19 protein-coding genes and 1 pseudogene are annotated in these 22,450 nt (G+C 61.5%); 16 read left to right on the forward strand and 4 right to left on the reverse strand.

The genetic code is table 11. From position 1 onward, the window contains the following. Window positions 1–14: 14 nt before the first annotated feature. On the reverse strand, window positions 15–626 hold the full coding sequence (locus IDM28_RS12055; RefSeq protein ID WP_188036049.1) for an FMN-dependent NADH-azoreductase: 612 nt from the start codon (window positions 624–626) through the stop codon (window positions 15–17). 132 nt (window positions 627–758) lie between these two features. Between IDM28_RS12055 and IDM28_RS12060 the strand changes: the two genes are divergently transcribed. Together IDM28_RS12060 and IDM28_RS12065 are read left to right on the forward strand one after the other, a co-directional pair. Further along, complete coding sequence (locus IDM28_RS12060) at window positions 759–1,661, forward strand: LysR substrate-binding domain-containing protein (RefSeq protein ID WP_101319665.1); 903 nt, start codon at window positions 759–761, stop codon at window positions 1,659–1,661. Further along, on the forward strand, window positions 1,654–2,013 hold the full coding sequence (locus IDM28_RS12065) for an MmcQ/YjbR family DNA-binding protein (protein WP_188036050.1): 360 nt from the start codon (window positions 1,654–1,656) through the stop codon (window positions 2,011–2,013). Before IDM28_RS12060 ends, IDM28_RS12065 begins: the two co-directional genes overlap by 8 nt. A gap of 16 nt (window positions 2,014–2,029) precedes the next feature. On the opposite strand, the gene IDM28_RS12070 is transcribed toward IDM28_RS12065, so the two are convergent. After that, window positions 2,030–2,470, reverse strand: coding sequence for a DUF1294 domain-containing protein (locus IDM28_RS12070; RefSeq protein ID WP_188036051.1), 441 nt, complete (start codon window positions 2,468–2,470; stop codon window positions 2,030–2,032). Between the two features lies 1 nt (window position 2,471). Continuing rightward, window positions 2,472–3,302, reverse strand: a complete 831-nt coding sequence (locus IDM28_RS12075) for an undecaprenyl-diphosphate phosphatase (protein ID WP_188036052.1) — start codon at window positions 3,300–3,302, stop codon at window positions 2,472–2,474. A 390-nt stretch (window positions 3,303–3,692) separates the two neighbouring features. On the opposite strand from IDM28_RS12075, the pseudogene IDM28_RS24225 reads away from it, so the two are divergent. The 13 genes and pseudogenes from IDM28_RS24225 to IDM28_RS12135 form a co-directional block, all read left to right on the forward strand. Further along, a pseudogene (locus IDM28_RS24225) lies at window positions 3,693–4,364 on the forward strand (cache domain-containing protein); the annotation flags it as partial. Between the two features lie 138 nt (window positions 4,365–4,502). Beyond that, complete coding sequence (locus IDM28_RS24230; RefSeq protein WP_371411612.1) at window positions 4,503–5,237, forward strand: methyl-accepting chemotaxis protein; 735 nt, start codon at window positions 4,503–4,505, stop codon at window positions 5,235–5,237. A 117-nt stretch (window positions 5,238–5,354) separates the two neighbouring features. Further along, window positions 5,355–5,921, forward strand: coding sequence for a nicotinamide riboside transporter PnuC (gene pnuC, locus IDM28_RS12085; RefSeq protein WP_150569160.1), 567 nt, complete (start codon window positions 5,355–5,357; stop codon window positions 5,919–5,921). Then, complete coding sequence (locus IDM28_RS12090) at window positions 5,918–6,469, forward strand: AAA family ATPase (protein ID WP_188036053.1); 552 nt, start codon at window positions 5,918–5,920, stop codon at window positions 6,467–6,469. The genes pnuC and IDM28_RS12090 overlap by 4 nt, the downstream gene beginning before the upstream one ends. Before the next feature lie 299 nt (window positions 6,470–6,768). After that, complete coding sequence (locus IDM28_RS12095) at window positions 6,769–7,206, forward strand: hypothetical protein (protein WP_101319680.1); 438 nt, start codon at window positions 6,769–6,771, stop codon at window positions 7,204–7,206. 1 nt (window position 7,207) lies between these two features. Beyond that, window positions 7,208–7,780: an adhesin gene (locus IDM28_RS12100; RefSeq protein WP_150569159.1), complete on the forward strand. Its 573-nt coding sequence runs from the start codon at window positions 7,208–7,210 to the stop codon at window positions 7,778–7,780. 51 nt (window positions 7,781–7,831) lie between these two features. Further along, complete coding sequence (locus IDM28_RS12105) at window positions 7,832–9,268, forward strand: heme utilization protein (RefSeq protein WP_188036054.1); 1,437 nt, start codon at window positions 7,832–7,834, stop codon at window positions 9,266–9,268. A 61-nt stretch (window positions 9,269–9,329) separates the two neighbouring features. After that, entirely contained in the window at window positions 9,330–10,010 is a 681-nt protein-coding gene (locus IDM28_RS12110) for a C39 family peptidase (RefSeq protein WP_150569157.1), read from the forward strand. Window positions 10,011–10,047: 37 nt separating this feature from the next. Further along, the gene (locus tag IDM28_RS12115) at window positions 10,048–10,794 is read left to right on the forward strand and encodes a hypothetical protein (protein WP_101319688.1); all 747 of its coding nucleotides are present in this window, start codon (window positions 10,048–10,050) and stop codon (window positions 10,792–10,794) included. A 46-nt stretch (window positions 10,795–10,840) separates the two neighbouring features. Next, entirely contained in the window at window positions 10,841–12,124 is a 1,284-nt protein-coding gene (locus IDM28_RS12120; protein ID WP_103437478.1) for a hypothetical protein, read from the forward strand. A gap of 134 nt (window positions 12,125–12,258) precedes the next feature. Then, entirely contained in the window at window positions 12,259–14,457 is a 2,199-nt protein-coding gene (locus IDM28_RS12125; RefSeq protein ID WP_188036055.1) for an LTA synthase family protein, read from the forward strand. Between the two features lie 138 nt (window positions 14,458–14,595). Beyond that, the gene (locus tag IDM28_RS12130) at window positions 14,596–14,982 is read left to right on the forward strand and encodes a VOC family protein (RefSeq protein WP_101319692.1); all 387 of its coding nucleotides are present in this window, start codon (window positions 14,596–14,598) and stop codon (window positions 14,980–14,982) included. 31 nt (window positions 14,983–15,013) lie between these two features. Next, window positions 15,014–15,583: a hypothetical protein gene (locus IDM28_RS12135; RefSeq protein WP_188036056.1), complete on the forward strand. Its 570-nt coding sequence runs from the start codon at window positions 15,014–15,016 to the stop codon at window positions 15,581–15,583. Between the two features lie 54 nt (window positions 15,584–15,637). On the opposite strand, the gene IDM28_RS12140 is transcribed toward IDM28_RS12135, so the two are convergent. Then, window positions 15,638–17,308 (reverse strand): MFS transporter, encoded by a 1,671-nt coding sequence (locus IDM28_RS12140; protein WP_150569155.1) that lies wholly within the window; start codon window positions 17,306–17,308, stop codon window positions 15,638–15,640. Between the two features lie 263 nt (window positions 17,309–17,571). Here IDM28_RS12140 and IDM28_RS12145 point away from each other — a divergent pair, with 263 nt between their 5' ends. Then, window positions 17,572–22,449, forward strand: a complete 4,878-nt coding sequence (locus IDM28_RS12145) for an NEL-type E3 ubiquitin ligase domain-containing protein (RefSeq protein ID WP_188036057.1) — start codon at window positions 17,572–17,574, stop codon at window positions 22,447–22,449. The last annotated feature ends 1 nt before the right edge of the window (window position 22,450 follow it).

The raw sequence follows: 22,450 nt of genomic DNA on the forward strand, positions 1-22,450 counted from the left end.
TGGTTGAACCGTGATCAGGCGGCTGCGAACAACTCGCCGGCGATCTGCGTCTGGGCAGCGTCGATGGCTGCAGTGCGCTGCTCTGGGCCATAAGCCAGACCGTGAGCGCGGACGATTTCCAAATCGGTGACACCAATAAAGCCCAGGAACACCTTGAGGAAATCTTCATGACCAGCGCCAGTGGCCTGGCCGGCGTGCAGGCCGCCAGCAGTCGACACCAGGATCACCTTCTTGTTGCCGCACAGGCCTTCTGGGCCGGCCTCGGTGTAGCGGAAAGTCTTGCCGGCTACCGCAACGCGATCGATCCAAGCCTTGAGCTGGGTCGGCACGCTGAAGTTGTACATCGGCGCACCGATCACTACCGCGTCGGCAGCGAGGAATTCGTCCAGGGTTTCCTGGCTCAGCTTGGCCTCGAACGCCTGGGCGGCATCACGCGCTTCTTCAGCGGTGCCTGCAGCCAACAAGGTGGCAGCCGAGAAATGGCTGATGGCGTCGGCAGCGAGGTCGCGGTACACCACTTCGATGCTGGCGTCGGCAGCCTGCCAGGCCTGGACCACTTCGCGGCTGAGCTGGCGCGAAGCGGAATTGTCGCCGAGGATGCTCGAATCGATGTGCAACAGTTTCATGGGGACTCTCCAGGATTGGCGACCGCGATAGGAGCGATCTCGATGGAGAGAATCCTACAGAGCTATCGAATAGATGATTAGTAGCTAAGAATGCACTAGATTGTCCCATCGGTAGAACAATGGGCTACGTGAATGCAAGATCTTAACGACCTGTTTTATTTCGCCAGGGTGGTCGAAGCCGGTGGCTTTGCCGCCGCCGGGCGCCAGCTGGGGATACCCAAGTCACGCCTGTCGCGGCGCATCGCCGAGCTGGAAGAGCGCCTCGGCACGCGCCTGCTGCAACGCACCACCCGCCAGCTGAAGCTGACGGCGATCGGCGAACGTTACCTGCAGCACTGCCAGGCCATGCTGCTCGAGGCGCAGATGGCCGACGAAGCGGTCGCAAGCATGACCAGCGAACCGCGCGGGCGGCTACGGGTGTCGTGTCCGGTAGCGTTGGCTCATACGTTCCTGCCGGAGGTGATCAATCGCTTTCTGCTGGCATACCCGCTGGTGCAGCTCGACATGGTCCTGCTCAATCGGCGCGTGGACCTGATTGGCGAAGGCATCGACGTCGCCATGCGGGTACGCGATCTGGGCGATGAAGACCCTGCCCTGGCTACCCGACGTCTGCGTCAGGCACAGATGCATCTGGTGGCCGCCCCAGGGTTCGCCGAAGGCCTGACCGAGCCGGCGCAGTTGGCGACGCTGCCGGTCCTTGGCGCGACCGAAGCGGATCGGTTGGTGCACATCCGCCTGCTCGGGCCCAATGGCCGTGAGCAGGAGCTGGCGCTGGAGCCACGGCTGGCGATTGATGACTTCATCCTGCGCAAGGCTGCGGTGCTCGCCGGGTTGGGCTTCACACTCCTGCCAAGCCTGTACTGCGAAGAAGAGCTGGAGCGTGGCGAGCTGGTCAGGCTGCTCCCGGAATGGTCGCTGCCTGGCGCTTGGCTGCAGGCAGTTTACCCGCACCGGCGCGGCATGCTGCCCGCGGTGCGTGTGTGGATTGATCACCTGGCAGCAGCCTTTGAGGCCTGTGGAGAGCGGTATGTCTGAAGCAAGCATGAACCCCGAACAAGCAGCAGCCTTCTGCCTGGGTTTACCGGGCGCGCGAGAAGATTACAAATGGGGCGGTATCCGGGTGTTTTCGGTGGCCGGCAACAAGATGTTCGCGGTGCTTGATCTGGGCGGTGCCGGGCTGTCGTTCAAAGTCGCCGATGAGCTGTTTCTCGGCTACGTCGACCGTCCGGGGGTGAAGCCTGCGCCCTACCTGGCCCGTGCCCGCTGGATCAGCGTGGCAGCGCCCTATGCGATGGGGCGCGAGGAGCTGGCTGACTTGCTGCAGCGCTCGCACCAGCTGGTGGTGCACAAGCTGCCAAAACGGCTGCAAGCGGGTTTGTTGCTTTGAGCGGCAACGCTGCCGCTTACATAGGCAGCAGCGCCAGCCAACGCCCACCCAGCAGCACCTGATCCAGCCAGAACAGCTGGTGCAACGCAACGATGGCCCAGAACGTCAGCTGAAACGACAACTTGCGCGTCTTATGCCGGAAAAGCTGCTGCGCCAGCAACGCTCCGGGCCAGCCGCCCAGCAGCTCGCTGGCATGCAGGACCTTTTCTGGCGTGCGCCAGGCCTGGTTGCGAGCCTGTTGTTTATCCTGCCAATACAGCAACAGGCTGATCAGGCTCACACACGGATACAGCGCCAAGGGCAGCCATGACTGCCCGTTCCAGGCCATCTGCGCGGCGCCGAGTCCCGGCAGCAAACACAACCCAGCCAATGCAAGCAGCTTCAAGCGCAGGTTGCGCGCGCCATCGCCAGGGGCCTGGCCGCGCGGGCGTGAGGTTGCCGGCTGCGGGCGGGCCATATCAGCCTTGCGCCGTTGCCCAGTCGATCAAGCCAAACTGCCAGGTCGCCAGGATCAGCAGGCCGAACACGATGCGGTACCAGGCAAACACCGCATAACTGTGGTTGGCGATGAACTTGAGCAGTCCACGCACGGCAATCATGGCGAAGATGAACGACACCACAAAGCCAATGGCAAACACCGGCAAGTCGGCGGGCTGGAACAGGTCGCGGTACTTGTAACCGGAGTACACCGCAGCGCCGACCATGGTTGGCATGGCCAGGAAGAACGAGAACTCGGTAGCTGCCTTGCGCGACAGGCCAAACAGCAGGCCGCCAATGATGGTCGAACCAGAGCGCGAAGTGCCGGGGATCATCGCCAGGCACTGCACCAGGCCGATTTTCAAGGCGTGGGTCCAGTTCATCTGGTCGACGTGCTCGACTTCGATGCGGTGGTCGCGGCGCTCGGCCCAGAGCATGATCACCCCGCCGACGACCAGGGCCGCAGCCACGGTGATCGGGTTGAACAGGTGATGGTGGATGAAGTCGGCGAACAGCACCCCAAGCACCACTGCCGGCAGGAACGCTACCAGCAGGTTGACGGTAAAGTGCCGTGCGCTCGGCTCACTGCGCAGCCCCAGCACCACCTCGATGATCTTGCGGCGAAACTCCCACACCACCGCCAGGATTGCACCGAGCTGGATGATGATGTTGAAGGCCATCGCCCGCTCGCCGCCAAAGTCGATCAGATCGGCGACAATGATCTGGTGGCCGGTACTGGAAATCGGCAGAAACTCGGTCAGTCCCTCGACGATGCCTAAGATGATTGCCTGAAAGGCACTCCAAAAATCCATTGTTCCCCCGCTGTGGCACTGCTGACTGCAGCGCCGTTGTTCTTGATTTACTGATAGTGGCCGCGTCGCGGCCCGGCAGTTTTACAGCGACTGTTGGTCGCTACGCCAGTCGAAAAGTTCGAGATGCCTAAAGGTTTCATCTTGAGCGGCCGAGATGCTAACAGACGAGCCTGTTTTAGGCTTGCCTGGATCCACCATGAAATGCCGCGCCAGGCACTTGGCCTTTGGTCGAGTACGGTTCGCAGGCCACACATGCTTGGATGCCCCTGAATAACAAGAACAATCCGGGAGTGCCCTGTTATGAAGACCTTGAGGTCGATGTCGATCAGCCGTCGCTTGTGGCTGATCCTGCTGGTGGCAGTGGCAATGCTGGTGGTCCTCGGCCTGGTGATGCTGCGCCAGATCCATGGTGACCTGTATCGGGCCAAGGCTGAAAAGACCGAGCACGTGGTACAGACCGCGGCCGGGGTGCTGGCCTACTACCAAGGGCTTGAGGCCGCAGGCACGCTCAGCCGTGACGCCGCGCAGCAACAGGCGCTGCAAGTGGTGCGCGGCCTGCGTTACGACGTGCAGGACTATTTCTGGATCAACGACCTCGGCCCGCGGATGATCATGCACCCGGTCAACCCCAAGCTCGATGGCCAAGACCTGTCGGCCATTCGCGACCCGGACGGGTTTGCCCTGTTCAACGAGATGGTCACCGTGGCTCGCAGTCAGGGCGCCGGGCAGATCGACTATCGCTGGCCCAAGCCCGGCGCCAGCGAGCCGGTGGCGAAAACCTCCTATATCCAGCTGTTCAAGCCGTGGGGCTGGATCATCGGCTCCGGCGTCTATGTCGATGACGTGCAAGCCGAGTTCGCCCGCCAGGTACGCGATGCCTGCCTGATCGGCCTGGGCATCGCCTTGCTGATGGCGCTGCTGGTGATGCTCATCGCGCGTAGCATTGCCCGTCCGTTGCAGCAGGCCGTACAGGCGATGGGCACCATTGCCAGCGGCGAAAGCGACCTGACCCAGCGCCTGGATACCCATGGCAAGGATGAAGTCACCTACCTGGGCGAGCACTTCAACCGCTTCAACGGCAAGTTGCAGGGGGTGATTGGCCAATTGCAGGGTGCCGCCCATGCCCTTGCCCAGTCTGCCGGCCAGGTCGGCGACAACGCCGGGCAAGCGCAACTGCGCAGCACCCAGCAATCGCTGCAGATGGACCAGGTGGCCACCGCAGTCAACGAAGTCACCTATGCCGTGCAGGATGTGGCCAAGAACGCCGAACAGGCCGCCAGCGAAATGCGCGCCGCGCAAGCGCAGGTCAGCCATGGCCAGCAGGCGATCCACGGTAGCCTGGCGCAGATCGACCGCCTTTCGCTGACCATCGACGAGGCCGTTCAGGTGATTCGCCAACTGGCCGGGCACAGCACCAAAATCGGCGGTGTACTGGAGGTGATCCGCTCGATTGCCGAGCAGACCAACCTGCTGGCCCTCAACGCTGCCATCGAAGCAGCGCGGGCCGGCGAGCAAGGCCGCGGCTTTGCCGTCGTGGCGGACGAAGTACGCTTGCTGGCGCAACGTTCGGCGCAGTCGACCGCCGAAATCCAGACCATGATCGAGCACCTGCAAGGCCAGTCCGAGGCTGCGGTGAAAGCCATCGATACCTCCAGCGAGGCCTCGCGCCAGACTGTCGCACAGGCCCGCGAAGCCGGTTCCAGCCTGGATGCGATCAGCCAGGTGCTGAACAACCTGACTGCGCTCAACGCCTCGATTGCCAGTGCCACCCTGCAGCAATCGCACGTGGTCGAGGAGATCAACCGCAATGTCACCGACACTGCCGGGCTGTCGCTGGAAACCGCCGAGGCGGCCCGCCAGTCAAGCGCTGCCGGCCTCGCCCTGGGCCAGTTGAGCGAAGAACTGGAACAACTGCTGCGCCAGTTCCGCGTCTGATGCCTACAGCCACTGGATCAGCTCTTGCTGCCTGATCCAGTGGCCTTACGCAGACAGCTACACCTACCCCGTCCCACAGGCTACAATCGCGCCCTTCCCCTGCCCCAAGGATCGCCGATGTCCGGCCTGGAACTCTTCGCCGCCGCCCTCGGCGTCATCGCCGTATGGCTCACGGTCAAGCAGAACCCCTGGTGCTGGCCGATCGGGCTGGTGATGGTGGTGCTGTACAGCTGGGTCTTCTATGAAGTGAAACTGTACTCGGACATGCTCCTGCAATTGATCTACGCCGTGTTGCAGCTGTATGGCTGGTGGCAGTGGACTCGCCCTGGCCACCGCGAAGACGCCCGCCAGGTCTCGCGCCTGCAGACCACACCGATGCTGACCGGGCTGGGCCTGGGCCTGCTGGCCAGCCTGGCACTGGGCGCGGCGATGGCGCACTGGACCGATGCCGCGCAGCCCTGGCTGGACGCAGCGCTGACCGGCTTCAGCCTGGTGGCACAGTTGTGGATGGCGCAGAAGCGCCTGCAGTGCTGGACTTTGTGGATCGTACTGGACGTGATCTTCGTCGGCTTGTTCCTGTACAAAGGCCTCTACCTGACTGCCGCGCTGTATGCACTGTTCACGCTGATCGCCGTACGCGGCTGGTTCGAGTGGCGCCGCGACCCTGCCCTGGTGCAGGCATGAAGGTACTGGTGCTGTGCGGTCCGGAGTCCAGTGGCAAGAGCTGGCTCAGTGGCGAAATCCAGGCACACTTCGGCGGCGAACTGGTGGGCGAGTACGTCCGCCACTTCATTGACGAGCAGGGCCGGGATACATGCTTCGCCGACATCCCGGCCATTGCCCATGGGCAGCTGGCCTGGGAGGACAGCGCGCGGGCCCGCCAGCCTGATCTGTTGATCCTCGATACCCACCTGCTGAGCAACATGCTCTGGAGCAAGGCTCTGTTCGGCGATTGCCCGCCTGATATCGAACAGGCGCTGTTGGCGCGGCGCTACGACCTGCACCTGCTGCTCGACCCGGCCGGGTCCGACTGGGTCGCCGATGGTCAGCGTTGCCAGCCGGACCTGCACGAGCGTCAGGCCTTTTTTGCAGACAGCCTGGACTGGCTGCAACGCCACCAGCAACCGGTGCAAATCATCGGCGGCAGCTGGCCGCAACGCAGCGCTGCGGTTTTAGCTGCAGTCCAGCGCCTGCTTGATGGCAAATCGCCGGCCTGCGCTACCGAGTGTTAACTCGCTGACACACCGAACTGGGTCCAAGTCCCTGTGTTTACGTGCCCTGCGGCGCAAACAGCGGTGCTGTCACGCTGGTGATACAGCTTCGACCAAACGCCGTTCAGGTATGGCCAGAGCCGATGCGTCGCTTGTTTGCCCGGGAAACTGTGTCAGTGCTGAAACAGCTGCTGCGATGCGTAAACAGCATGTGGCCGTAGCTGTCTGATTCCCAAGCAATTAGTAAAAGCGGCACGGCTCCTGCTCTCCTCCTTCGCAACGCTGATCAGGGCCAGCGATCCGAAGAAGGAATTGCCACCGTGGCGACACTCGATAAAGGCACCTTTCACCTGTTACTGGCAGGTTGCGCACTGGGGGCAAGCCTGGCGCTGCCGGCCCAGGCCGACAATGGGCTGATCGTCATCACCCGCGATGTGCAGACGCGCAATGCAGTGCGGGCACCGCTGATCCCCGACCCGAGCCCAGTCACCGTCAACACCAACCCTTCCGCGCAGATTCTCAGGCAAACCAACGAGCTCAGCGATGGCGACTTCGCCTCGATCAGCAGCGGCGCAGGCATCAGTTCGCTGATCACCCAGCAGACCACCAACCTGGGCGGCAACATCAGCACCCAGAACCAACTGCCGAATCTGGCCGGCGGGCGTTCCACAGGCTCGGGCAGCGGCATCGCCAACATGGTCAACTCCAACGTGCAGCAAGGCCTCGGCGTACTGAAAAGCATCGGCGGGGGCCAATGACATGAAGCGCTCATTGCTGATGCTGGCCACGCTCCTCACAGCCCCTGCGTTCGCCCAGTCACCCATCGTCAACAACGCCAGCATCGACAGCTCCGGCGCCCAGTACCAGGGCAACATGGCGGTCAACCAGGCTGCGGGTGATTTTTCCCAGCAAGCCAACGCCCGCGCCCTTGCCAATGGCCACGGCGCCAGCGCCACCACGCAGATCCGCCAGCGCCTGCACACCACGGTAGACGCCAACATGGACGCCACTGCCAGCATTCAAGGCAACGCCTTTACCAATGGCAACGGTGTTCTGGGGGTAAACCAGAGCAGCGGCGCCAGCAACCAGCAAGCCAATGCGCTGCGCATCAGCATCAGTGACCAGCCGCAAAGCATCGACGACAGCGTCCTCATGCAACAGAACGTGGCGCTGCTCAACAACTCCGATCCAGCTGACCCGAACCTTGGCAGTCGCCAGGTCACTACCGGTAACCAGGCATTCACCGGCAGCCGTGGGGTCATTCAGTTGAATCAGAGCGCCGGGGTAGGAAATCGAACGGCCAACACCCTGAGCGTCCGGGTCGTGGACTGACCCAAACAGGTAAGAACAACACTTAACCTAAAATAAGTACGGAGAATCACCATGAAACCTTCGATGGCAATCAAGCCTCTGGTTTTCGCAATTGCTGCGATCATGGCTGTAGCTGTACAAGCTGATGATCGGCGTGGCAACGGGCATGGCAATGGCAACAACAACCAGCCCCGCACGACCATCATCCCTATTAGCGCAACTGCCAATGCAATCGACCGCCAAAGCAGTACAGGCAACACGATTCACAATGAAGGCACCATCAACGAAGCCGAAATGAGCAGCTCCGGCTCCGGCGCCAGCGGCAACGTCGGCGTCAACGTTGCGGCCGGTAACGGCAACCAACAGGATAACGCCGCGGCCATCGCCAACGCTGCTTCTGATTCCAGCCTGGACAACAGCTTCGTGTTCGGCACCGCCACCGCAACTGCCGACGTCAAGCAATACAGCAACAACAACAAGGTCAACAACTGGTCGACCCAGAGCTCGGCGGTGATGTCCGGTTCGGCGTCTGGCACCAGCGGCAACGTCGGTATCAACATTGCCGGCGGCGACCTCAACCAACAGAAAAACACCATGGCGATCGCCAATACCAACTCGCCTATCGGTAACTCGGTCGCCACTGCCCGCGCCGATCAAAGCGGCCCAGGGCTAACCGTCAACAACCGTGCAGATCGCAGCTACACCGTCGAAACGCTGAGCTTCACCACCTCCTCCAGCGGTTCGTCGTCACGCGAAGGCACCTTCAATTCGACCGACGACCGGAGTTCCTCGTCGAGCCTCAACCTGAGCGGCTCCAACGCCGCCGCGTCGAGCGGCTCGCACAGCTCCAGCGCCAGCGGATCGAACAGCTGGTCAGCCAGCGGCTCGGGCAGCGCCAACGCCAGTGGCTCCAACAATGCCAATGTCAATGGCTCGGCCAGCGGCAACGCCAACAGCAGCAGCTCGGCTTCGCTGAGCGCAACGCTTGCCGCCGCAGCCGACGCAGCGCGTTCGGTGACCTTCACCAACGGCGACCGTGAACGCACCCGCAGCGAAACCGCCAGCGGCTCGCTCAACGCCTCGCTGGACGCTTCGGTCGATACCTCGCACCAGACCAGCTACGATTCTTCGTTCGAAAAATCCTTCGGCTCTTCGTATGACAAGTCGCGTGACTACTCCTACGACAAAGCCCGCGATTCTTCCTACGATAAATCCCGCGAGTCTTCCTACGAGAACGCTTCTGCTTCTGCCTATGAAAAATCAGTCGAGGCGGCTTCCGAGTCTTCCAACGACATTTCCAAAAGCTACAGCGAAGCCAACTCGTATGACCTGAGCAACACTGTTTCCTTCCAGGTCCTGACTCCTACCGGCTGGGCCAACCCTGTGACCAACACCGCTACCCTGAGCGGTTCGGTCAACGGCGGCAGCGGCAACCTGGGCGTCAACGTCGCATCCGGTGTCGGCAACCAGCAAAGCAACTCGCTGGCAATCTCCAACACCTCGTTCTGAGTGTTGCCTCGAAGGCCCCCTGCCAAGGGGGCCTTTCTCACCCGAAGCAGAAGGCCCGATCATGCGCATTATCGCCCTGGCGTGTTTGCTTTGCCTGGCCAGCCTGAGTGAAGCGGCGCAAATGCCACTTTCCGTGCTGCCCAATGGTGCGGTGGTGTACAAACCCATTCAAAGTGTTCGCGAGCGCAAGTTCGCTGACCTGGTGCAGCAGAAGACCGACTTCAGCTGCGGCGCAGCAGCGTTGGCAACCATTCTGCGCCAGGCCTATTGGCTGGACGTCAACGAAGAACAGATCATCGAGGGCATGCTTGCCCACGCCGATCAGGACATCGTCCGCGTGCAAGGCTTCTCGATGCTGGACATGAAGCGCTATGTGGAAAGCCTGGGCATGCGCGCTCGCGGCTACCGCGTCACCACCGACACCCTCAACAGCATCCGTATCCCGGTCGTGGTGCTGATGGATATCCGCGGTTACAAGCACTTCGTGGTGATGCAGAAGGTCGACAAGGGCTTCGTCTATATCGGCGACCCGGTCCTGGGCCACAAACGCTACAAGACCGAAGATTTCATCAAGGGCTGGAACGGCATCATCTTCGCCATCATTGGCCAGGGCTACGACAAGAGCAATGCCCTGCTCGACCCACCCCAACCTTTGACCGCCAAGAGCCGCGTCAATGGCTTCACCCCGCTGCAAGACGCCGAGTTGATGGACTTCGGCTTTATCCAGAGCGACTTCTTCTAACACTAACAACAGGGGCAGCAAGCTCCGGGAGCACGCGATGAAGATTCCACTGTGGCTGGCACTGACCTGCCTCGCCGCCAGCCTGCCAAGCCATGCCCAGGTACTGCAACCGATCGAACTCAAGGACCAGGAACTGGCCAACCTGCGCGGCCGCTACGTGCTGCCGGGGCGCATTGTCAGCTTTGGCCTGGTCATGAGCAGCACCTGGGAGAACGCCAAAGGCGAGGTGATCGGCGCACGCTCGTCGATGCAGATCCAGCAATCCACCATCAAGCCGCAGTTCTATGTGTCCTTGATTGACGAAAAAGGCACCGGCACAGCTTCGACGCAAGCCCCTGGCACTGGCACCGTGACAGGCGGCAACGGACTCAACAGCACCACCGGCGTCACTCAGGTAGTGCGTGCCGCTGGCGATCACAACACCGCCTACAACGATGTCGACATCAATGTCAGCCGCGGCAACCAGGCTCCTGCCAGCGAACCCCAAGGCCAGGTATTAGCGGCCGGCACGCAGTTGGTCGGCGCCAACGGTGCAGGCTCGTTGAGCGTTTCTTCAAGCGGTTCCGGTATTCAGTTGAACATCGCCGCAGGCAACAACCAGGGCAGTACAGTGCAACGCCTGGCCCAAGGTGGACTGATGCAAAACACCACGTTGCTCGGCGCTGGCAACCAGGTTCGCAACATCACCTCGCTCAATGTCGTGCTGCGTGACAACGTCGCCGGCGCGGGTGCCATGAACGGTAATCTGGACCAGCTCAAAGGCATTCGCACTCTAGGATTCTGATCTACGCTCTGTCTCATCACATGTAGTCAGAAGGGACGGCTAACCCATGCATCGATTGACCACGATCAGAGCTATCGTTTGTCTGAGTAGCCTGACTCCGGCGACATTGCTTTACGCCGCTGCCGACCCTCAGGTCGAAGCGCTCAAACAAGAACTGATCGAGCTCAAACAGCGCTACGAGGCGCAGCAGAATGCGCTGATGGTGCTTGAGCAACGAGTGCGTCAGGTTGAAGCTGCGCCACCGGCCGCGCCACCGCCCAAGCGCCTGACCCGTTCCCCTGCCGAATCGGTCAAGGGTGGCCAGAGCGTGGCCGCCGGAGCGCCAGGTGCATCCGGTAGCTCGTACGGGCAGTCTCTGCAGGACGACTCGGAGCCGGCGCAGAGCGTTTCCAACCTGTATGACGAGGCCAGCGGCTTCTTTGGCCGCGGCAAGTTCAGTGTCGAAACCGGCATCACCTACACCCACTACGACACCCGCGCACTGACCCTCAATGGTTTCCTCGCGCTGGATTCGATCTTCCTCGGCAACATCAACCTGGACCGGATCAAGGCCGACAACTGGACCCTCGACCTGACGGCGCGCTACAACCTCGATCAGCGCTGGCAGTTCGATATAAACGTGCCTGTGGTGTACCGCGAGTCGACCTACTCTTCAGGCGGCGCTGGCGGAGCCGGCCCCGTCACCTCGGATGCCACCGTGACGCGCGACCCGACCATAGGTGATGTCAACGTCGGCGTTGCCTACAAATTCCTCGATGAATCGGAAGATTGGCCGGACGCGGTATTCACCCTGCGAGTCAAAGCCCCGACCGGCAAGGATCCGTACGGCATCAAGCTGGTCAACGACCCCACCAACGACAACCTGTCGGTGCCCGAAAGCCTGCCGACCGGCAACGGCGTATGGGCGATCACGCCGGGCATCTCGCTGGTCAAGACCTTCGACCCGGCGGTGCTGTTCGGTAGCTTGTCTTACACCTACAACATGGAAGACTCGTTCAGCGACATCAGTGCCCAGGCCAACAGCAAGGTGCCGGGCGACGTCAAACTGGGCAACTCGTGGCAGATCGGTGCCGGTATCGCCTTTGCCCTGAACGAGAAGATGAGTATGTCCTTCTCGGTGTCGGACCAGTTTGCCAGCAAGAGCAAGATCAAGCCTGACGGTGGCGACTGGCAGTCGATCAGCAACAGCGACTACAACGCTGCCAACTTCAACATCGGCATGACCCTGGCTGCGACCGACAACCTGACCATCGTGCCAAACCTGTCGATCGGCCTGACCGACGACTCGCCAGACTTTTCCTTCAGCTTGAAATTCCCTTACTACTTCTGATCCGGCAAGCACACGCGGGCGCTTCGGCGACCCGCGTTTTGGTTACTTGCCTTGTCCAATCCGGCCTCGCCGAGCTACGCCTGTTATCATCCAACAGATTTGTGTGACTGTTTGATGGCAGGAAGGACGCTTTGGTGAAAATTATACTCGGCCACCCCCGCGCACGGTTGTGGGCGCTGACCGTACTGGTCTTGCTGATCCCCTTGGGCGTGCGCGTTTTGTTGGGCTGGTCCAACCCATTTGGTTACTTATCCGATCTGGCCATTGGCAGCCTGCTGGTGCTGGCTCTGCACCGCTGCGCCTGGTGGCTGGCGATGCCCGTATTGATCGCCTGGGCAGCGCTGCTGGTGGCCTCGGCGGAGCTGGTCAGCGCGGTAGGCAGGCTGCCGGCCAGCGCCGACCTGAACTATCTGTTCGACCCCCAATTCATGGAAAACTCCACAGGTGGCGCCCTCGCCCACGCCTGGCTGCCCTGGGTGTTGCTGGCAGCCGTAGTGGCCTGGCTGGCGAGCATCTGGCTGACGCGCGGCGCCGTGCCGCAGGCATTGCCGCGCGAAGCCTGGGCACTGCCAGTACTGTTGCTTGGCACGCACTGGGCCGGCCAGCACCTGCTACCGTCCGACGCTGACCAGTGGCGCCAATTCAACCTGCCCCACCAGTTGCTTTCGGCAGGCGCGGGTGATCTGCAGCGCAAGGCAAACAAGCACTTTGGCGACAATCTGCCGGTCCCGGTGCTGGAAAGCGCCGGTCTGACCCAGTCCGACCTCAACGCGCCGCGGCTGCTCGATGGCCCTGGCAGCGCCCGCAACGTCCTGGTGATCACCCTGGAGGGGATTCCCGGCGCTTACGTGCGCGCCAACCGCAAGGCCTTGCACAGCCGTTTTGACGAGGAGCTGATGCCCAACCTCAGCCGCTGGGCCGAGCGTGGCATGAACACTCCGGATTACGTTCTGCACACCCACCAGACCATCCGCGGGCTATATGCGATGCTCTGCGGCGACTATGACAAGCTCGCCAACGGCACCCCCAAGGGTGTCGAACTGCTGACCCAGGAGCAACGCAACCAGGCCTGTCTGCCCGCGCAGTTGCGTCAAGCGGGTTTCAGCACGCATTTTCTGCAGGGCGCCGGACTGCGCTTCATGGCCAAGGACCGGGTCATGCCGCACATTGGCTTCGAAGATGTGCATGGGCTGGAGTGGTTCAGCAACGCCAACTATCTGGAGTTCCCCTGGGGCAAGGACGACCGCGCGTTTTTCGAAGGCGCTCACACCTACCTGAGCCAACTGCGCAAACAGAACAAGCCGTGGATGCTCAACCTGCTTACGGTAGGCACTCATCAGCCCTACTCAGCACCTGAGGACTACCTGCAGCGCTTCGACAGCCCGAAGCAGGCGGCAGTGGCGTATCTGGACGATGCGCTGGGCGCGTTTCTCGATACGCTGGAGCGCGAGGGCGTACTCAAGGACACGCTGGTCGTGATTACCTCGGATGAATCCCATGGCATCGACGGTGTGCGCCTGGCTTCCTCCTGGGGCTTCAACCTGACCCTGGCGCCGGAACAGGCCAGCCTGCCACAGATAAAGAACGGCACCTATGGGCATGTCGACCTGACCACGTCGATTCTCGATTACTTCGAATTGCCGATCCCGGCGGCGCTGGGCGGCCGCTCGTTGTTCCGCGAGTACGATAGCGGTCGCGAGATGATCTCGTTCACCAACGGCATGCTGCGCTACCACAACGGCCAAGGCACCTATACCGAGTGTGACTTCCAGCAGCGCTGCCGCAATTACGCCAGCACTGGGTTCATTGCCGACACGGCCAAATACCTCGGCCCGAGCAGCGACGACGTCGGCCAGCAATTGGCCGATCTGGCCACCACCCTTGACCGCTCGCTGCTGCAAAGCCCGCTGAACCTGCGCTACCAGTTTGGCGGTACCAACCGCATCGCCTTGGGCAAACACGCCGACAATGACTGGACAGACAACCTCATCGGCGCGCAGTACCTGGAAATGCCCGAAGGTTCGCGCACGCGCATTCGCCTGGAGGTTCGCGCATTGGACCCGGCCCATGTCGCGCACTTGCAGCTCAAGGCCAAGGAGTTCGAACAGGACGTGCAAGTCGGCCTGCCGGAACAAATGGTCGCGACCGCCGACGAGCCCATGGTTCTGGAGTTCGATTTCGATAACCCGAGTGTACGCAAGGCCTTCTCGTTCCACCTGCTGGGCTACGGCGAAGGCGAGATCGAAATCAGCGACTTCAGTGTGATCACCGCCATGCCTGGCGAAGAAGACAACCTCGACGAGCTGGACGGGCACGTCGCCCAGTCCAGCTGACGCTACTGCAACGCTATTGTGCAGCCGCCAGGGAACTCGGCAAAGCGGCGCTGCCTCTACTTGAAAGACGCACTGGTGAAGTTCACCCGAGCTTCTTTACTTGAATAAAAACAATAGCGTCACAGAGGGATGTGCCCCATGAAGATTGTGGTCACCAGTATTCTTGTCGACGATCAGGCCAAGGCTTTGGCTTTCTATCACTACGTATTGGGTTTTGCCCCCAAAGAAGATGTACCCATGGGTCGGCATCGCTGGCTGACCCTGACCTCGCCTGACGTTCCCAACGGCGTCGAATTGCTCCTCGAGCCTGACGACCACCCGGCGGCAAAAGCCTACAAGATCGCCATGCGCCAGGACCAGATCCCCGCCACCTCATTTGCGGTCAAGGATATCCAGGCTGAGTACACCCGCCTCTGCGCAGCCGGTGTCGCCTTCACCAAACCACCTACCGACCTCGGCGCGGTCACCGTCGCCGTGTTCGATGACACCTGCGGCAACCTGATCCAGATCGCTCAGCGCCACTGAGCACCAGCGTCGTCAACGCAAGGAATGGCCCATGCGCTACGAATTCAACGAAGTGCTCAACGATCAGATTGATTATTTTCTGCTTGGCGACATCCAGCTGCTCGCCCGTTTCAAGGAAGAAAACGGCCTGCCCGACGACCTTGCCTATGAATTTACCCACACTGACAGCGGGGATCGGGCAGTGCTGGAAGGCGTGGTGCTGCCTCTGGCCGGCATCGAAAACCTGCCCTATACCGTTATCTTCAGCCTTGATGAAGTCAGCGCCGCCCTGCTCCAGCCAGGTAGCCAGCTCAAACACCGCCGAGAGGGTTATTGGTTACGCGTGGAAAATCGTGCGGTGATGCTGTTCACCTGGCGGATCCTGCAGCATTTCACCAACAAGACCATGGGCGATCTACTGGCGCGCTATCAAATGCGCAACCGGCCGATCATCGAGCTGGAAAACGGCTGGTACCAGGTTGAGGTACTGGCCGGTGCCGTGCTGCGCGATGGCCTGTATGAGCCCACGTTCGAGTTCATCTTAGAATCTGCTGCGCGGCGCATTGACCGCGCGCCAGTCGACACCGCTTACGCCTTCACGTTACGCGCTGACATAGCCTGAACCGAGACCCGACGGGAGCCGGCCGAGGCCGCTCCCGCAGGCAGTCCCAGGGCGTCAGGTAATGTCCCGATCCTTGGTTTCGGGCAGGAACAGGATCCCCAACACCGCCGTCATCAGCGCAATGATGATCGGGTACCACAGCCCATAGTAGATATCGCCCGTGGCCGCGACCATGGCGAACGCCACGGTCGGCAGAAAACCACCGAACCAGCCGTTGCCGATGTGATACGGCAGCGACATCGAGGTGTAGCGGATGCGCGCCGGGAACAGCTCGACCAGCCAGGCGGCAATCGGCCCGTAAACCATGGTCACGTAGATCACCAGAATCGTCAGCAGCAACAGCACCATGGGATAGTTGATCTTGTTCGGGTCGGCTTTTTCCGGGTAGCCGGCTTCTTTCAAGGCTGCGCCGAGAGTGGCGGTGAACGCGTCATTGCGGAGTTTGAACTCTGCACTGGCCAGGCTGCTGCCATCAAAACTGGGCACCTGCCGCTCGCCGATCTGGATCTGGGTCAGGCTGCCAGGTTCGGCGTGCTGGTTCTGGTAGGGAATCGCACGCTTGGCCAGCAAGCTCTTGGCAACGTCGCAAGAGCTGGTGAATTTGGCTTTGCCCACCGGATCGAACTGGAACGAACACTGCTCAGGATCGGCAATCACCACCACAGGGTTCTGCGCCTGGGCGACAAACACGTCCGGATTACCGTATTGAGTCAGGGCCTTGAAGATCGGAAAGTAGGTGAACGCCGCAATGATGCAACCGGCCATGATGATTTTCTTGCGGCCGATGCGGTCGGACAGGCTACCGAAGATGATGAAAAACGGGGTGCCGATCAACAACGAGCCAGCAATCAGCAGATTGGCCGTCTGCGGGTCGATCTTCAGGGTCTGCAGCAGGAAGAACAGCGCGTAGAACTGCCCGGTGTACCACACCACCGCCTGCCCCGCAGTGCCGCCAAGCAGCGACATGATCACCACCTTCAGATTATCCCAGCGGGCGAACGATTCGGTCAGCGGTGCTTTGGACTGCTTGCCCTCAGCCTTCATCTTGAGGAATACCGGCGACTCGTTGAGCTGCAGGCGGATGTATACCGAGACAGCCAGCAGCACGATCGACAGCAGAAACGGTATACGCCAACCCCATGCTTCGAACGCCTCGGTACCCAGCGCAGTACGACAGGCAAGGATCACCAGCAGCGAGAGAAACAGGCCCATGGTCGCGGTGGTCTGGATCCAGGCGGTAAAGAAACCCCGCTTGCCCTTGGGTGCGTGTTCAGCAACGTATGTCGCGGCGCCACCGTACTCACCGCCCAGCGCAAGGCCTTGCAACAGCCGCAAGGTAATCAGAATGACCGGGGCTGCTACACCGATGGTCGCGTAACTGGGCAACAGCCCGACCACTGCGGTAGACACCCCCATGATCACAATGGTGATCAGGAACGTGTGCTTGCGCCCGATCATGTCGCCGAGGCGGCCGAACACGATTGCGCCAAACGGGCGCACGGCAAAGCCTGCAGCAAAGGCCAGCAGCGCGAAGATGAACGACGTGGTTTCGTTGACACCGGCGAAGAAGTGCTTGGCGATGATCGCCGCCAGCGAACCGTAGAGATAGAAGTCGTACCACTCGAAGACTGTGCCCAGGGACGAGGCAAAGATGACCTTGCGCTCCTCCTTGGTAATGCTGTGCTTGGGCGCGCTGCCCGTCGATGTGCTGTTGATCGCCGCCATGGGTTGCCTCCGTCGTGCATGAGTAGGCCGGAGTACTACACAGTCGAGCACCGCACCCTGGCCCTTGGGCTTTTCTTGGATCACGGTTGCGCGAAGCACGACGAAGCAGACCGCCTCGGATCGCAGCAAGGTAAGTTCAAGCATAATCGCCTTTGCCGGGATCGCCAGCCGGCTACAGATGTCGCGCCTGAACAGCGTTATATACCGCCAGGGCCGATCTGCCGTAGGGTTCGATGGCGCTCCGATTCGACAGGAGTGCGACCATGAGCAACCCCCCGTTTCATCACGCGCAAATCGTCCGTAGCCTGCCCGCCTGGAGCAAGGAGCTGCACCCTGACCATGTCAAACAGGTGCTCACCCGCGCACGCAAGGACTATCTGGATTCCACGGGCGCACCTTACCCGTGGTACGCCAAGGCCCTGCCCATCGAGCAGGATGCCATTCGCCGGGCAGTTGCTGAGCGCGACCGCAGCCAGCAGATGCTGAAAGCGTTGCTGAGTCCGCTCAAGGGCATCAGTACCTTCTGCCGCCCGCTACTGCAACAGCGGCTTGCGCTCAGCACTTCGGTTGACCAGGCACAGTATGTCTATCAAGCCACGCAGGTCGAGCAACCGACCGTCCCGCCGTGTGGGCCGAGCGTGCCAACCACGCCGTTGCCGGTGATTGCCAAAGGTCAACCACAACTGCGCAGTTTGCTTGAAGCTGCCCTGCACAATTTTGAAGGGCCTGAAGACACCACGCGCCTGAGCCGGCTGCAGAGCAGCGCAGAGCAGATCACTGGCCTGCCGGAACTGAGCCTTGCCGACTTCATCGGGCACTGCCGGGCGCTGGATCTGGGCCAGAAGTTTCAAGATCACTTGAGCAGTGTCTATGACGGCACGCAGGCCAGCCAGATCCGCGATGCCGCGATCAAGGCGCGCCGCGACGAGTTTCGACTGCAGGCACGCATTGCCTCGCTCAAAGGCCTGCTGAGCAGTCAGAACGCCGCCGCAGCGCACGCGCTGAGTGCTGACAACGCCAGCGCCGACCAAGCACTGCAATGCTCGCAGATCCTGCTGCTGGGCGTACCGATCCACGAAGTCATGTTCATCTCTCGGGCGGGAAGTGCCGAGGGCGGCCCGGCCATACTGTACATCCCCGGGACAACAGATCAGATCAGGGAATATGCATCGATCGCAGACAGTTTCACTGCCTTCAAGCAGGCACTGCTCGACCCGCAGGTGCGCAAGCGTTTGCTCGCTTTTGTCCCTCAGAGCCAGCAATCGCAGCTAAAGGTCAAACTCATGCGGGCACTGTACGAGAACAGCGAGGACCACGACGGGCAGGCGCTGGTCCCACGGCGATCGGTTCATCTGGATATCGTCTTCACGCCGTTGCCCAGCCAACCCTGGTCAACCCTCGAAGCGAGGCACGTGGCCAGGCTCAAGAGCGATGCGCGCAGCATTGCCGTGCCCACTGCCGACATCGACGCCAACGTGCGCGAGAAACAACTGCTCCACTGGTTGGACATGGGCATGACGATACTTAACGTAGCCGCCTTCTTCATCCCGGTGCTAAACCCGCTCATGCTTACGCTGGGCGCAGCGCAGATCATGGGCAGTGTTTTCCAGGGCATCAGTGCCTGGGAAGACGGCGACAACGCCGAGGCCATCGCGCAGCTGGAATCGGTCCTGCTCAATATTGCGGTCGTCGGCGCAATCGGCGGCGGTGGCGCTGTCCTCAAGGCCTCCGGCTTTATCGACGCAATGCAGAGTATCCGCGTGGGCGATGAAGAACGACTCTGGCATGCAAGCCTGTCCGGCTACGCCAGCGACATCCAGATATCTGCCTTGCAGGCACCCGATCAAGCGGGACTGTATCACCTCGACGGGCAGACCTACGTACGCATCGATCAAGCACTTTATCAAACGGAGCAAGCTGCGGACGATGCCTGGCGGGTACTGCATCCGCAGAATCGCCAGGCGTATTCACCGGCGCTCGAGCGTAGCGCCGGCGGAGCCTGGCGGCTGGCCCACGAATCGCCACTGGAGTGGGATCGCCCGACGTTGCTGCGCCGGCTTGGCCGCTTGGCTGAATCATTGAGTGCGTCCGACCTCGACAGCGCCTGGCGCAGCACGGGGCTTGACGACGGCGTGCTGCAACGCGTGCATGTGGCAGGCGAGAAGATGCCGTCACTGCTCGAAGATGCCCTGGCCCGCCTTGAAGCCGATCGACAAGTCAGCGAGATCATTGATAGCGTACGCTACGCCCGCCCTCTGGCGGCCTCTTACAACTTCGCCCTGCCCGAGCTGGTGCAGCTACCGCGCTGGCCGCAGGATCATGTCATTCAGGTCTTCGAAGGCAGCGAACGCTGGGGTGCGTCGACCTTCTACAGAGCTCAGGCGCAAGCCTTGGGTGAAGTGGTGATCCAGATCAGCCGCAGTGAACTGGAAAACGGCGAGCTGGCCGAGGTCGTTCTGTCGCAGATGGAAGATGCCAGCGTCCTGAGTGACGCCAGCGTGACCGAAACAGAGCGCGCGCAAGCCTTGCAGAACCAGTTGGCCGACAACCTCGAAGCCAGCCGTCAGGACGTGTTCGACAAACTTTACCCCGGTTCTCAGGCACCAGCCACGACCGCGGTCACGCGCCTGCGCGGACAATTTGCCGGCCTGCCCCGAGTGGCTGCAGAAGAAATCGAAGCACACGCCAGCAGCGTCGAACGCCAGCAGATGAATGCTCAATCGGGGCGTATTCCGCTGCGTGTGCTTGAGGAGGCACGCCTGATGCAGGCACGCGCGCGCCTCGATCGGGCGATTCTTGGCCTGTATCGCCCGTTTCTCGCCAACACCGACACCAGCCTGTTGATCGAGGGTCTGCAAGCCCGCCAACCTGAACTGCGTGGCATGCAGCTGTTCAGCGCGGCAGCAGCTGACCGTGCCCAGGCTGCCAAGCTGATCGGGCAACAGCCGCTACCCTCGAGCGTGCGTTCACCACTGCGCCTGGCAGACGGGCGGATCGGCTATCCCCTCAGTGGTCGCGGTGTACCACGACCGCGCGGAACCACTCCAGCACGACGACTGCAAGCCCTGTACCCAGAGCTGGACAGCAGCCAAATCAACCAGTTACAAGCCGAACTGGCCCAGGGCGACAACCTCGCAGCAGCCATTCAGCAGCTGCAAACCGAGCAGCGGACCCTGCACCATGAACTGGCACGATGGACCAATGCCGCAGCGGACATCCTTGAGCGTGACGAGCGCCAGCACTGCGCCGAGGTGTTGAAACGTTCCTGGCGCCGTGAAGGTGGTGCCGAGCGCGGCACGTTGACACTTGAACACATTCGCTTGGCCGAGCTGCCGGTACTGACCGCGCGTTTCCCGCACATTCGCTCGTTGAAAATCGACGGTCTGCAGTTGCAACGACTTCACGCCGATTTCTTTGCAAACTTCCCGAAGCTGGAAAAACTGACCTTGATTAGCCATCCGCAACTGCCCGGCGAAGCGATTTTTACCGCGCTGCGTGGGGCTCCGGATCTGATCCAGCTGAAGATTTCCGGCTGCGCCCTGAGTGAACTCTCTACCACTGCACATCAAGTTCTGGGGGCCATGCGTCGCCTGCGCATTCTCGATCTGGGTTATAACCAGCTCACTCTGGATCATGCCCAGATGACCTTTCTGGCCACCCTGCGGCTCGACGCACTGAGACTGAGCAACAACCGCATCGTCCTCGATCAGGCATTGGCCGAGGCCTTCCAGAACCTGATCAACCTGCAGGCCCTGCATCTGGACTTCAACCCGCTGGGTGTGCCGCCTGACTTGAGCTACATGGCACGTTTGAATCAATTGTCGCTGGGCCACTGTCAGTTGCAGGCCTGGCCACCGGGCTTGACCACCCTCATGAGCCAGCCACAGTACCAGCTGCGCCAGCTGGAACTGTCATTCAATCGGATCCACACCGTACCGGACCTCGCGGCGGTGATGCGCACGCCGTACGCTCGAGACCTGGGTGCGGGCTTGCCGGGGCGAATCTGGCGTTTCAACTATAACAACCTGGAGGCAGAGACACGCTTGCGCTTGCTGAACATCGGTGTCAACGCCTACGAGCACGAGGCAGAGGTGGCGCAGTGGCAAATGTTCTGGCGAGGCAATGCCACGCCGGCACAGGAGCAACTCTGGATCTCACTCTTCGATCATGGCGAGAACACTGAACTGTCCGGGGTGCTGGAACGACTGGTGCAGTCTGCCGAAGCGCGTCGTCAGCCTGAGGCGCTGGCCAAGCGCGTCTGGGCATTGCTCGAGCAAGCTGCGGCAGACAGCGCGCTGCGTCAATCGCTCGACGAGGTCGCCCAGGCGTTCCCGCCAACGTGTGGGGATGCCGGCACGGATGGCTTCAGTGCACTGGAAATCGAAGTACTCACTCACCTTGCCAGCCGCAGTGAAAGCCCTCTGGCAACTCAGTTGCAGCTCTACCGCAAGTTGTTCAGGCGTGCTCAGGTCGACGCGCTGGCCGACCGCATCGCGCTGCGTCGCACCTTGCGCAAGGCCGCGCTGCAAGAAGCCGACCTCACCGGTGACGAGGTCAACCTGCCAGCGCTGGACCCGCTCGACGACGTCAACGCCGCACCGGACTTGGAGCTGCATGCAGGGCTGATCGACGACATCGAGATTCGCCTGGCCTTGCGTCAGCAACTGGCGCCCGTTCTCGACTATCCGGAACCGAGCAGCGGCATGCTGTACGAACAGATAGCGATGCTCAACGCGCAAATCCGCAGCAACGTAGCCAACGAAGTCCGCCGCCTTGATCTGGACACTCAGGCCCGGCACAGCTGGTTGCTGGAGCAACCAGCGTGGGAACATAGCGTGCGCCGGCAAAACGCTGATCAGTTCCTGGCGTTGACCGACTACTGGCGTGCCGGGCTCGACTACATCGACTACTGCCTGGACGAAAGCAACGAGCCGGTCACCCAGCTCTCGGCATCGGTCATCAATACATTGCAGACGGCGCTGGGCCTACCCTTGCTGGACACAAGCGGCAATCTGCTGAGGATCCCGCTGAACTCGGCTCAGTATCAAACCGCGATCGATGCACTGCTACTGGAGCAGAAAGCCGTTGAGCAAGGCTTGTTCGAGAGCATTACCCGGAGCCTGGAAAGCACCACCGCCTGAC

Origin of the sequence: Pseudomonas sp. EZ-C24 (assembly GCF_014525325.1) — a bacterium.
GTDB classification, from domain to species: domain Bacteria; phylum Pseudomonadota; class Gammaproteobacteria; order Pseudomonadales; family Pseudomonadaceae; genus Aquipseudomonas; species Aquipseudomonas shirazensis.